Annotated in this window: 10 protein-coding genes; 5 read left to right on the top strand and 5 right to left on the bottom strand. The window is 39.1% G+C overall.

The features are described from left to right. The first annotated feature begins 338 nt into the window (after nucleotides 1-338). Both HC643_RS11780 and HC643_RS11775 read left to right on the top strand, forming a co-directional pair. Nucleotides 339-1166 (top strand): SDR family NAD(P)-dependent oxidoreductase, encoded by an 828-nt coding sequence (locus HC643_RS11780; protein ID WP_038091414.1) that lies wholly within the window; start codon nucleotides 339-341, stop codon nucleotides 1164-1166. A 324-nt stretch (nucleotides 1167-1490) separates the two neighbouring features. Then, the gene (locus HC643_RS11775; RefSeq protein WP_038078397.1) at nucleotides 1491-3032 is read left to right on the top strand and encodes a GMC oxidoreductase; all 1542 of its coding nucleotides are present in this window, start codon (nucleotides 1491-1493) and stop codon (nucleotides 3030-3032) included. 237 nt (nucleotides 3033-3269) lie between these two features. On the opposite strand, the gene HC643_RS11770 is transcribed toward HC643_RS11775, so the two are convergent. The 5 genes from HC643_RS11770 to HC643_RS11750 all read right to left on the bottom strand — a co-directional run bounded on the left by HC643_RS11770 (nucleotide 3270) and on the right by HC643_RS11750 (nucleotide 8921). After that, nucleotides 3270-4529: a glycosyltransferase family 2 protein gene (locus HC643_RS11770; RefSeq protein ID WP_038078399.1), complete on the bottom strand. Its 1260-nt coding sequence runs from the start codon at nucleotides 4527-4529 to the stop codon at nucleotides 3270-3272. A 208-nt stretch (nucleotides 4530-4737) separates the two neighbouring features. Then, on the bottom strand, nucleotides 4738-5208 hold the full coding sequence (locus tag HC643_RS11765) for a DUF2141 domain-containing protein (RefSeq protein ID WP_038078401.1): 471 nt from the start codon (nucleotides 5206-5208) through the stop codon (nucleotides 4738-4740). 57 nt (nucleotides 5209-5265) lie between these two features. Beyond that, nucleotides 5266-6279, bottom strand: coding sequence for an NAD-dependent epimerase/dehydratase family protein (locus tag HC643_RS11760; RefSeq protein WP_038078404.1), 1014 nt, complete (start codon nucleotides 6277-6279; stop codon nucleotides 5266-5268). A 192-nt stretch (nucleotides 6280-6471) separates the two neighbouring features. Continuing rightward, nucleotides 6472-7650, bottom strand: coding sequence for an ABC transporter permease DevC (gene devC / locus HC643_RS11755; protein WP_038073665.1), 1179 nt, complete (start codon nucleotides 7648-7650; stop codon nucleotides 6472-6474). 59 nt (nucleotides 7651-7709) lie between these two features. Beyond that, complete coding sequence (locus tag HC643_RS11750) at nucleotides 7710-8921, bottom strand: ABC exporter membrane fusion protein (protein WP_038073662.1); 1212 nt, start codon at nucleotides 8919-8921, stop codon at nucleotides 7710-7712. Nucleotides 8922-9081: 160 nt separating this feature from the next. Between HC643_RS11750 and HC643_RS11745 the strand changes: the two genes are divergently transcribed. The 3 genes from HC643_RS11745 (at nucleotide 9082) to HC643_RS11735 (ending at nucleotide 12442) form a co-directional block, all read left to right on the top strand. After that, entirely contained in the window at nucleotides 9082-9348 is a 267-nt protein-coding gene (locus HC643_RS11745) for a hypothetical protein (protein WP_167844664.1), read from the top strand. A 597-nt stretch (nucleotides 9349-9945) separates the two neighbouring features. Beyond that, nucleotides 9946-11331: a ParB/RepB/Spo0J family partition protein gene (locus HC643_RS11740; RefSeq protein ID WP_038073659.1), complete on the top strand. Its 1386-nt coding sequence runs from the start codon at nucleotides 9946-9948 to the stop codon at nucleotides 11329-11331. An 838-nt stretch (nucleotides 11332-12169) separates the two neighbouring features. After that, complete coding sequence (locus tag HC643_RS11735) at nucleotides 12170-12442, top strand: hypothetical protein (protein WP_038073656.1); 273 nt, start codon at nucleotides 12170-12172, stop codon at nucleotides 12440-12442. Nucleotides 12443-12515: the final 73 nt, after the last annotated feature.

Raw genomic sequence — 12515 nt, 5'->3', positions numbered from 1 at the left:
TGCTGACTTCGTTTGTGTTGGCGTGATTTCAATCGCAAGCGTATTTTTCCCAAATTAGGATGTTTCCTTATGATATTGAGTTTCTCAATAATAATTTAGGGCTGTTATTGTTACGTCAATAACAAAATATAAAAACTAAAAAAATCTTAAAATTACCTAAGATATTATTAAGATTGAGTTAAATTGGCAATTAATTTCTAACTTCCTTTGGTGCTGCAAGATTTGTAGAGATGCTTTCATTCAAAACGTCTTTACAAGAGTGCTACTGTTGAACAGAAAAAAACGAACAATTAATACAAGCATTTGTTAAACATTAAAAACAATACAAGTAGGTAGTTATGGAATCCATAGCAGGTAAAACAGTCGTCTTGACTGGAGCATCCGGTGGTATTGGAGTATTTATAGCCCGTGCTTTGGCAAGAGAAAAGGCAACCGTAGTAGCTATTTCTCGTTCTCAGGAAAGTTTGGAGCAAATATGCGCTGAAGTTGAAAGTTTAGGTGGTAAAGGGATAAGTATACCCTTTGACATTAGCAATCTGGAAAGACTACCAGATTTAGTCAAGCAAATTTATGAACTAGCAGGTCCGGTCGATGTTTTAATTAACAATGCCGCAATAGAAAAATACCGACCTTTCCAAAATTATGCTTTGAATGATATCCGCTCGATATTGACAACTAACTTACTAACACCAATGGAGTTAACTCGGTTAATCTTACCAGATATGGTAAACCGAAACAGCGGTCATATCGTAAATATTGCATCTGGTTCTGGTAAAAAAGGAGCCCCCTATAACAGTATTTACTCTGCTAGTAAAGCTGGATTAATTATGTGGACGGACTCCATGCGCCAGGAATTAACGAATACTCATGTTGGGGTTTCAGTGGTATGTCCGGGATACACAAAAGCAGGAATGTTTCTTAAATTTGGCTTGTCAGCACCTAGTTTAGCACGTGTCTCAGAGCCAAATGATGTTGCGATCGCAGTTATTCGAGCGATCCAGCAAAACCAAGGAGAAGTCATAATTGATGGCATTTTGACAAGGCTTTTGTTTTCAAACATACAACTTTTTCCAAAGTTTGGCGATCGGATTTATCAATGGATTGGTTTAACAAAGTTAAATCAAACCTGTGCAGAAAATCAAATGCGTAACGAGAATCATCGGTAGCAATTAGCTGTTAGTGATTGGCTGTTAGCTAATGGCTAATGGCTAATGGCTAATGGCTAATGGCTAATGGCTAATGGCTAATGGCTAATTGCTAATGGTGAGACCAGAGAAAGCAGGCGGGTTTCCCGCCGTAAGCAACTGGCGTATAGCCCTAAGGGCATAGCTTCGCAACGCGTAGCGTCTCCGTAAGGAGATACAAGGGAGGGGTTTCCCGCTGCGAGCAACTGGCATATAGCCCTGCGGGCATAGCTTCGCAACGAGTAGCGTCTCCGTAAGGAGATACAAGGGAGGGCTAATTGCGAATTGGGAGACAATGGAGGAGCAATGAGCGACAATCGTTATGATGTAATTATTATTGGTACGGGTGCTGGTGGTGGAACTTTGGCTAATGCACTGGCATCTTGTGGAAAGAAAATTTTAGTCCTAGAGAGAGGTAACTTTTTACCCCGAGAAAAGGAAAATTGGGATTCCAAGCAAATTTTTCAAAAACAACGTTATTATAATTCCGAGTTGTGGTATGACAAACATGGCAAGTCATTCCGTCCTGTAACGTATTACTATGTTGGCGGTAACACTAAATTTTATGGTGCTGCATTATTCAGATTTCGCGAGCAAGACTTTGAAAAAACTGTTCATAAAGATGGTATTTCTCCGGAATGGCCTTTAAAGTATCAAGACTTTGCTCCTTATTACACTCAAGCCGAAAGACTTTATGAAGTTCGCGGTCAACGAGGTTTAGACCCTACCGAACCCCTAAGCAGTGAAAACTATCCTTTCCCTCCTGTCAGCCACGAACCAGACATTCAAAAAATTCACGATGCTTTGAAGGATAAGGGGCTACACCCATCTTACCTGCCGCTTGGTATCAAACTTAATGAAGCTAACCGCTTGAATAGTGCTTGTATTCGTTGTGATACTTGTGATGGTTTCCCTTGTTTCGTCAATGCTAAAGCCGATGCTGATATTAACGGTATACGTCCGGCAATTGTCTATCCCAATCTAACTCTAATTACCAATGCAAAAGTATTGCGTTTGCATACCAGTGCATCGGGTCTTGAAATTACTGCAGTGGAAGCAGAAATTGCAGGTAAGCATCATCTATTCTCTGGCGATCTTGTTGTTGTTGCCTGTGGTGCAGTTAACTCAGCAGCCTTATTGCTGCGATCGGCGAATGACAAACACCCAAACGGCTTAGCTAACAGCTCTCATCTTGTCGGGTGTAATTACATGGCACATAAATTTGCGGTAGTCTTGGCATTGAGTGCAAAACAAAATACTACAATATATCAAAAAACACTTTATATCAATGATTTTTATTGGGGAGAGAAAAATTTTCCTTACCCAATGGGTAGCATACAATTGCTGGGCAATCTTAATAAAGACAGAATTGCGGCTGATGCACCCCCTTTTATACCCGGTATATTACTTGAGGCTGTAGCCAATCACTCTGTTGCTTGGTTGCTTATCACTGAGGATTTGCCGAACCCCAACAATCGCGTGCGTGTTGAGGGAGAAAAAATATTTTTGGAGTATACAAATAACAACAAACGTGCTTTCAATAGATTGATAAAACGCTGGACTCAAGTCTTAAAATCAATTGAGAAAAACGATCGCTCGAGAGCCTTTTCATCGTATTTTTCCATGAAGATGTCTTTGAAAGAGGTTGTGCATCAGTGCGGTACTTGTCGTTTTGGAGAAGACTCTAAAACTTCAGTGCTCGATCTCAACTGCCGCACGCATGATATTAATAATCTCTATGTTGTTGATAGTAGTTTTTTCCCATCTAGCGCTGCAGTCAATCCAACGCTAACAATTGTGGCAAATGCGTTGCGTGTTGGAGAGCATTTACTAGAAAGGCTCAATTGACATCGCGCTAGTCATAATTGTTATGTAATGGTTAATGCGGAGGTGTATAAATGAGGATAATAGAGTTAGAGTTGTTGCAGGGTTACGCCGCCGGGGAGAGAGATTTTAGAAGAGCTACTCTGAAGAGGCTATGCGTAAGTCCTAAAAACAAAATTCAATGACGTATGTAGTACAAACATCACTGCTCGTACTACAAAAGCATGGTATGGTTCTAGATTTTGAAACTCGCGATCGCTCTTATATCGAAACCTTGCTATCGCCAAATTTATCGCACAACTTATAGGGACGGTATTCAACTAAAGAAATATCCCAAGGTCCTTTAATACGATAGGTGACGCCACGCCAATTGACTCTTCGCATTCCAAAAGAAACGACCATTGCTAGTGCAGACACCCATTGTGTCAGAGGAATAGCTATTAACATTTTTAAAATTGTAGCAGGTGATAACTCTGTTGTAACGGGATTGTACTGGCGCAAAATTTGCTGTGCTTCTTTTTCCAATGCGATCGCAAGCAGCAATAATGTAACTGTATAGATACTAAAACTAGCAAGGCAAAAAGCAGCAGTACTCCATTGTTTTGTCCAAAAAGCTGCTAAAAATATTATCAAGAGTAAATTAGGCACTAAAATGGTCGAAATGGAATCTGCAACTACAGCCCACCACCAAGGATGGTAAAGACGAGAAGCGAGTAACTGACGTTTCAGCCATCCAATCAATCTTGGTAAATCGCACTCTTCGCGATTGAGAATTAGCACAGAGGGTACAAATTTAACTTGCTTTCCATGTTTGGCGAGGACATTACGAATCATAGTATCTTCACCGTAGGCTTGTCCCCATTTCTCTAACAGCCCGGTTTGATGGATTAGTTCTGTCTTGATAGCTAAACTTCCACCCCAAGCAATCCTGTATAGAGACATTTGCAGAACTGCAGAGATGTTCCAAATGTAACGGACTAGTGACCCCCAGTATCTACCAGTAGGTAAATACCAACGATTCCCTGTTGTCGCACCAATTTTAGGATGGGATAAAGGACCCACTAATTCACGCAACCAATTTGGATGAACGACTGCATCAGCATCTACAAAAGCTACAACTTTGTAAGAATCATCTAAATCTGAGACAGCTTGTATTAAAGAACTGCATTTAAGACTGCAATTGTTTTTTGGGACTCTTAAAGAGCTAATTTGAACTCTACCTACAGCTTGCTTGTAAATAGAATCGGTGACTATATTCCAAGCTGGATCGTCCTGACTATCAACAACAATTTTTATGTCATACTGTGGATAGTTCTGGTTCAATAATGCCTGCAAACAGTTTGGCAAAAAAGGATCGGCTCCTCGCAAGCAGAGAACTACAGCGACTTTTGGTAACTGCTCATCTGCTAATAAATTTTTGCGAGATGAACGAAGGTACGATATAAAGAGCAGTGTAAAAAATGTTTGAACAGCTGCCCAGCCCAGTAAATTTCTTGACAGTAATATTGCCAGTTCTTTCATGTTTAGCCAATCTGTTTTAGCAAAAAAGTTAGTGTCTGTTGGGGATTGGAGACTAGCGATCGGCGATTAATTTTTAAGATTTTTGTCGTTTGCTGTTAGTAGGCGGTACCCACCCTACCTCTTTAGGTAATCTTCTAGTGGGGAAGGAGTAGTTTTTCTGTTCCCAATCCCCAGTCTCCAGTCCCCAGTTCCCAGTCCTCAGTCCCTCTTAAGGATCGAGAGAATACTTCATTTTGATGCTGATGGTTGTGTTTTTATCTAATGGAAAACTGGCATCATTAAACTTTGGAGTACCCGTTAAAATTGAAACAGTGGGATTTTTTGAAATACCAAAACCTTCTTTGGGAATGCCTAAAAAATCTTTGTTGAGTTTGTAGTCTCCGTTTTGATCGTCAACTACAGCAACAGCGTATTTTCCAGGTTTTAAACCAGAGAATTGCTTTGTAACAGATTTACCCTTAATCTGAGTACAACCACTTTGCACTTCACTAGTATTATTAAAAGGAAACCCTCGTTCACCTGAAAAAATTCGCAGGCAAACTTGACCTTTATTGTGACGTATTCCATCAACTACGACGGTGAGTGTAGCTGTAGACTCTGCTTTTACCATTTTTACTAAGGTAAAACTGACTAAAGCTGCTAACAACAAAGAACCGTATTTTGCTATTTTCACTTTCATCTTGGTGGATTTAACTTAAAAACTGAACAATCAGACATTCAATTCATAATTCATACTTCATAATTCATACTTCATGAATTGTTGAATATCAGTTTTTTTCAACCACTCCTGAGTGCGACGCATTCCTTCTTCTAAGTTAATTATTGGTTTATAACTTAGTAAATTTTTTGCTTTATCGATAGAATATGCATGAGGACGCGTCATAAAATCTACCGCTTCTGGAAGAATATCGGCTTGTTTGCGGAAAAGTTTTTGTCCCTGGTAGCGCAGTTTGAGAAATAATTTGAGTTCATCTTTCGGCAAAGAAAAAGGTGCAGGTAATCCTGCAACCGCAGCCAATTGAGTAAAATATTCTTTCCATGAAGTCTCTTCACCGTCTGTGACGTTAAAAATTTCTCCGTAAGTTTCTTTTTCTATGGTCAGAAAAATAGCATCAATTAGGTTATCAATATAGACATGGTTGATAACTCCTCGACCATCGTTTGCATATGCAAACAATCTTTGACGCATCATCAGGAGTGGTCGAACTATCCAAGGTATGCTTCCCGGTCCGTATACATCACCCGGTCTAATAACAATGACTCCAAAATTACCTGGATCGTTAAGTTCTAAAAGTGCTTTTTCAGCTTCTATTTTGGTTTCACAGTAGGGATTATTTTCCCCACAAAGCGGTCCATCTTCCGTCACGCGATCGGGATAGTTAAAGCCATAAACCAAAACACTAGAGAGATGAATAAAAGTTTTTACACCTGCACTCTTAGCGGCTTTTGCCATGTTGATTGTTCCATCAACATTGATTTTACGGAATTGATCTACTGCACCACCTTCTTTAGAAAGTTCCGCTGTATGTAAAACTACATCTACTCCTTGGCAAGCGGTTTGGGCTACTGCTGGATCGGTTATATTACCATAAGTAACCTTAACACCTAAATTTTGTGCCTTTTTGGTTTTATCAGAAGCATCTTGGATACCACAAACTTTTGTTCCTTGAGCTATGGCTAATTCTGCAGCGCGTAAGCCAATAAATCCACTAATTCCAGTAATGAGGAGAGTTTTGTTTTTGAGAGTCATAGATAGATTGTGAGTTGGTAATTGATAATTGATGATTGCTAATAGCTAATAGCTAATAGCTAATAGCTAATTGCTAATTGCTAATTGCTGGTTGCTGGTTGCTAATTTCCGATTGCCGATCGCTAATTGCCGATTGCTAATTACCATTAGCCATTAACCATTAGCCATTAGCCATTAGCCATTAGCCATTAGCTAAAATATATCTGCTGGATCTGTAGAGCGTAGTTTGTTAATAGCTAGTGCTCCAGAAATCATACACATTAATATATTTGATATTAAAACGAGAACTCCATTATGAAAGCTCATCATGATTGGTAATTTAGTCGCTTCCATGGCAAAGTCATACAACCACCAAGAAAGAATGCATCCTGGTATATAACTGAGAACTGCTAGAATTAAAGCTTGCTGGAAAACGACAACTAGTAAATAATTATTGGTATAACCTATAGCTTTTAAAGTTGCATAAGCTGTGAGTTGGCTGGAGATATTACTGTAAAGAATTTGATAAACAATGACTATGCCAACAACTGAAGCCATTGATAACATGAGGTTAAGTATAAAACCTATAGGTGTTCTATTAGCCCAGTATTCTTTTTCAAAATCAATAAATCCTTGACGGGTGAACACTAACACATCATTAGGTAAATTTTTCTGTAAATCTTTCATCACTTTCTGCGGGTTGGCTCCAGGCTTGAGAGTTATAGCCCCTATATCTATCATTTCCGCAGGACGGCTGTTGGGAAATATCTTTAAGAAGGTTGAGTCACTAACGATTAAATTACCATCGACTCCAAAAGATGGACCCAAGCTAAACAATCCACCGACTCTTACTGTAGAACCAGCAATGGAATTAAAGGGATATATTTCAACAATTTGTTCGGTTTTCTCCTTGTCGAATCTTTCCGCAATATTTCCAAATTCTGGTCGAGAATTGCGATCGAAAAGAACAACGCCAGGAATTTTTATTTTATCTAAATTATTTTTAATTTCTGGTAGGTTTAAAACAGGCTTTCCTGGCTCAAAACCAATCACGTATATTGAATACTTTTGACCTGTATCTGGATTTTTAAACTTAGCAAATCCTATATACATGGGGCTAACTGATTCTACACCATCAAATCCCAAGGACTGATACAAACGAGTCCGAAAAAAGCTTTGATTGGCTGTCAAAGCTTTATACTGAGAACTGATGAGAAATAAGTCTCCTTTAAGATGATGGTGGACTTGAGTTGCACTAGAATAAAGAGCATCTTGAAAACCAAGTTGCATGAACATTAGAATAACAATAAAGGCAATACCAGCTACAGCTACTAAGGAACGAATTTTATTTCTGGCAAGTTGTAGCCACGCCAAAGGAATTTTGACAATCATGGTTCAAGCTTTGAATACAGTTATTGGTTGCGAAATAAGTAAATCGTTACTGTCACTAGTTACTTTCCCGATCGCTGAACTTCGATGGCGACATCCACTTGTAAACCAGTTAAACCTGCGACTTTTTCGCTGTCTTTTGGACGATCGATACGGATTTTTACCGGAATGACTCTGCGGTCTGTTTCGGCGGCTGGATTAACACTTAAAATATTTTGTCTGTCAACTTGCAAACCAATAGTGCTGACAGTTCCTTGTATTGCACCTGAAAAAGCTGTGCTGGTTATTGTGGCTTTTTGACCTACGCGTACTTTATGAATATCAGTCTGATAGACTTCTGCTTCTACATACATTTGAGATGTTTTTCCAATCTCAACAATTCCGTCACTGCTATTGACTTCTCCTGTTTTGGCATGGACTTTCAAAACTTGACCGTTGATGGGAGATACAAGCTTTGTTAAATCTAAGTCTGCTTTTGATTGTTGAACGGCTGTACGCGCACTCTTAACTTCGGCTTCTGCTAGCTGAACGTCTACTCCACGGACTTCTTGAACACTGTTCAACTTGGCTTTTGCCTCTTTAATTTGGTCTTTTAAGGTGTTGACAGTACTATCAAGGTTTGCTTTGGCTTCTCTAAGTTGTTGCTGTACGGTTTCTTCCTGCAAGCGCTTGTCATCTGCTGTGGAAGCAGAAATTGCTCCTTCTTTATAAAGCTGTTGATAGCGGTTATTCTCTGTTTGAGCATTGTTTAATTGCGCCTGCAAACGAGCAATTGTTGCTTGTTGTGAAGCCGTTTCTCCTTTTAATTGTGATTCGAGGCGCGTGACGGTTGCTTTTTGCGCTTCAATATCACCTTTTTTAGCTCCGGCTTTTGTCTGTGCTAGTTCAGCTTGAGCAACTTGCACTTTATCTAAAGATTGTTGTAATGCTGCTTTAGCACGACCGTAACCTTCTAATAAAGCGACGACTTGTCCTGCTTGAATGCGATCGCTTTCCTCAACTAACAGTTTTTCTACTCGAACACCACTGAGAGAACTTGGAGGAAACAATTTAGTGACTTTTCCTTGAGGTTGTAAACGTCCTAGAGCAGTTACCTCAATTTTAGGAGGAGCAACCTTTACAGTTTTGGGTGCTTGTGTGGTCGGAGTCGTTTCTCGCTTTGCAAAACTGTAATAGAATATCAATCCGGTAGCTGAAGCGATGAGAGCTGCTAATATGAATCGCCAGCGATATGGGGGTTTGGTGTACAACTCGCTTTCTTTGTCTGCTGCCATATTTTTATCTCTCTTATGCTGGTCTACATTCAGTCATTGGCGGACAGTTATCAATACGAAATACTCATACATACCTGTTCTTCATCCAACTTCATCAGTTATTGCTTAACTGGATAAACTGATGAACCTTGACTTATAACTGTAACTTGATAACTGCTGTATGAAATATGGATCTTTATCACAAATTGTCGATCTCGAGCAAAACGAAGGGCTGCTGGAGATAAATTGCCAAAACTTGTTCACCATATTCGCAAAAAACTTTTCTTTTGTCAATCGAAATCATTTATTTGCTTGGTGGGTTGGTGGTGAGTTTAGTCCCGAAGACGCTTGTCCAAACCCAAGCGGTTGGCGAACCAGAAGGCTTGATAAAGAAGGATTTGATTTACACTCGTACATAATTAAAGTGTCTTGTATATGTACCTTGTGAGTGACAATTCTCAGTACAGAGTCTGGAGCGTGTAGATTTTAAAACAACTGCGTTTCTTGTATCTTTACTAATGTTTTCAATAAGTACAGCTCCTAATTTTCTATGAACTTTATATTTAAAATTTTTTTATTTAGAGAAAATGTTTTCCAAACTACAGAAAGTTTTTAGAAACCCTTTATAACAGGAAACAATCATTTTTCTTGATGATTTTACTCTCTAAATTGGGAACTTTCTGGCAAGAGGTGCCTTCATTGACTCTAAATCAACTGACGCTAAGAGCAGTGAATAGTATGAAGCATAAACCCTTAAAAGCGAATAGATGCAAATTATACAGAACAAGTTCAAAATTTTAAATCTTAAAACTTGTATCGTGATTTAATAGCTTCATTCTAGGGTTTTCAAAGAATTTGTAAAGTTCATTTTGCACTTTACAAGCCAAACTTCATATTGAAACTAGTTCTTAGTAGGGTGGCAATTTATAAGACATTTTCATCAGGCTTATCACAAAATTCATGTTTCTGAGAACACTGATGAAATATATTAGGGATGTCTTATTGTTGGTACTTTCATTACTAACAATACTCAAGAACAGCGCTTATGCCTATAAAGTCAGTATCCATAGACAAGATCAAATATGGTTCTAACCGCCGTCCTGTAAATGACGAAAAAGTGAAGGAATTAAAGGATTCCATTCAAGCTAACGGTCTATTAAACCCAATTACGGTGGATAGTAAGTTTAACTTGATTGCTGGATTGCACCGTCTGACGGCGTGCAAGCAATTGGGACTTGAGAAAATCGAGTGCAATATTGTTGATTATGACGATGTTGACCAAAGCCGCTTGGCGGAGATTGACGAGAATTTTATCCGCAATGAACTAGAAATTCTGGAACGTGCGGAACTGTTATTGGAGCGCGAGCGCATTTTAGACCGATTGGGACTCAGGGCTAAACCGGGAGATAACCAATACACTTACAAGGGACGCGAAACAGTTTCGCAAATACCTAAAACAACGACAGATTTAGCAAGAGAAATTGGATACAGCGAACGCAGTTTGCAGCATGACAAGCAAATTGCGCGAGATATTCACTCCTGTGTTAAAGAACAAATCAAGGGAACGCCACTTGCTAATATGAAGACGGAGCTACTAAAAATAGCCCGATCCGCAGGTCAAGAACGAGCCTTTGCAAAACAAGCCGAACTTGCTTTAGAAACTGCCAAATCCAAAGGAGATGAAGAAGAAGCACTCAGACAAGCTAGAAGTGCTGCACACTGGCGTTTGAGGCAACAAGAGATACAAGTACAAGCCATGAAAAACGCTATGGCAAAAGCAAAGAGGGAGGCAAAGTTAGCTCTTGATGGTGATGCTGTTCAAACCGAGCAGCAAGTTCAGAAAGCTACAATAATTACCAACCAAGTTTCCGTTAAAGTTGGTGAGGAATGGAAACTAGATCGGCATATTGCCTCTTGCAGTCATACATCAGGCGAACAATTCACAAACCTGCTTCCCGATCGCGCCGCCCTTGCGATCGCAACTCTTTCCCCAACCTGGAACCACGATTATCTCGTGGAGCGGGCGAGAATCGTCGCAGTACTGCGATCGGAAGGTTACGTTTATGAATTTTGCCGTCGTCAGAGAATGCCTTTCCAGTATGAATTGATTCTCGGTAATATCTACTTAGGACTTTTCTCCTACGAATCGATACCAAAACCACAGGCACCAATCAATATTGACGGAGTAGAGGGTATAGTCAACTATTTGTTGCATTTGTACACCAATCCAAATAACTCCGTGATAGCTCCCTTTATGGGACAAGGTGAAATTCTCATTACCTGTGAAAGAATGGGACGTCTCTGTTTTATTGGAGATGAAAATCCTGAATTGGTAAGTCGTGGAATCATACGATGGCAAGCATGGACTGGAAAACAAGCTCAAAGAGCAGAATCACGAAGAACAGAGCCACGAAGTTATGTGCATAACTAGTTGTAAAGACGCTTTTATAAGAGCGTTTTTACAAGAATCTCGGACGTGTTTCTCGCTCTTGCACAATATCACGTTCTCTCAATTCACATTGATTTTTATGAACTTATAGAAGTTTTCTAGAAAGTTATTCAATTTACAAAACCGCATTATTGTTTTTTGAAAGTTAGGTTGGGTAGGCATTGCCTACCATACTAACTTGTTCCCAGACAGAGCTTGGAAATACCAATCTAAAGGCTTCGCCTCCAATCTTTTAACTAGATCTTCACCTCCAGGCAATATGTTACAAGGCGGAGCCTCGTCAATACTACTCGGTTAAAGAAATTATCGCGGGAGACAAGCAGGGGATGCACCTTTGTCCAGGGGAGGAAAAAACGGCAAAACCCGATAAGTATTGGGAGCCTCGTAAAGAAGAAGTCAGGATTTAGTACGGGGAAGAAAGAAACATCTGTAAAACAAAATTGCTGGAAAAACTGTCACCAAGGATATTATTCAATTTACATAATCGTAATACACTATACTTTTACAAATTTACAAAAAGTTCATATCTGCAACAAAATCATTCTTTATAAAAACATTTAAAAAAAACTATTCAATCTCAGCTGATTGTGCTAGTGTTTTTAGTAATTATCACGTTTCCAGCCGATCGGGTATTTTTTTAGTTTATTAAGAGCGAAAAACTAAAAGCCACCGAAATTGCTGAGACTCAGTAAGACTTCAATCAATGGTTTGAGTTATTTACTTTTGTGGAGAGAGAGGAGTGCGCTTTGTGTAACGAATTTGTCAAATATAATTTGTACAAATTCCATAGAATATGTTGTCTTAAACGTCAAAATCGTCTATGGCATTTATCAAAATACAAAACGTAATCATTAACACTAACTATGTGGTCGCAGTTAAGTTAAATAATCAAACTAGCATTGGAGAAAACAGCATTTCTGTTCTAATAAGTACTCCAAATTTTTCGCTCTTGAGCCCGGAAACAGTTTCTCAAGATTCTCAGGATTCCTATCAAGACGAATGGATTGAATTCACCGGACGAGCTGCGATCGCACTACAAGACTATTTTACGAGCTTTAACAATGTTATTGACCTACTATCAAATTATGAATGATGAATGATGAATATTGGAGGCTGAAACCTTCAATTCATAATTCATAATTTATAATTCATAATTCCCAGTTATC

The organism is Tolypothrix bouteillei VB521301 (assembly GCF_000760695.4).
GTDB lineage: Bacteria > Cyanobacteriota > Cyanobacteriia > Cyanobacteriales > Nostocaceae > Scytonema > Scytonema bouteillei_A.
The sequence above is the reverse complement of the archived record's forward strand: the minus strand, read 5'-3'. Positions and strand labels throughout refer to the sequence as shown.

Bases quoted from the DNA above. Each gene is read 5' to 3' on its own strand.
- HC643_RS11750 (WP_038073662.1), bottom strand. From the start codon at position 8,921: ATGGCAGCAGACAAAGAAAGCGAGTTGTACACCAAACCCCCATATCGC.
- HC643_RS11765 (WP_038078401.1), bottom strand. From the start codon at position 5,208: ATGAAAGTGAAAATAGCAAAATACGGTTCTTTGTTGTTAGCAGCTTTA.
- devC (WP_038073665.1), bottom strand. From the start codon at position 7,650: ATGATTGTCAAAATTCCTTTGGCGTGGCTACAACTTGCCAGAAATAAA.
- HC643_RS11770 (WP_038078399.1), bottom strand. From the start codon at position 4,529: ATGAAAGAACTGGCAATATTACTGTCAAGAAATTTACTGGGCTGGGCA.
- HC643_RS11745 (WP_167844664.1), top strand. From the start codon at position 9,082: ATGAAATATGGATCTTTATCACAAATTGTCGATCTCGAGCAAAACGAA.
- HC643_RS11735 (WP_038073656.1), top strand. From the start codon at position 12,170: ATGGCATTTATCAAAATACAAAACGTAATCATTAACACTAACTATGTG.
- HC643_RS11775 (WP_038078397.1), top strand. From the start codon at position 1,491: ATGAGCGACAATCGTTATGATGTAATTATTATTGGTACGGGTGCTGGT.
- HC643_RS11780 (WP_038091414.1), top strand. From the start codon at position 339: ATGGAATCCATAGCAGGTAAAACAGTCGTCTTGACTGGAGCATCCGGT.
- HC643_RS11760 (WP_038078404.1), bottom strand. From the start codon at position 6,279: ATGACTCTCAAAAACAAAACTCTCCTCATTACTGGAATTAGTGGATTT.
- HC643_RS11740 (WP_038073659.1), top strand. From the start codon at position 9,946: ATGCCTATAAAGTCAGTATCCATAGACAAGATCAAATATGGTTCTAAC.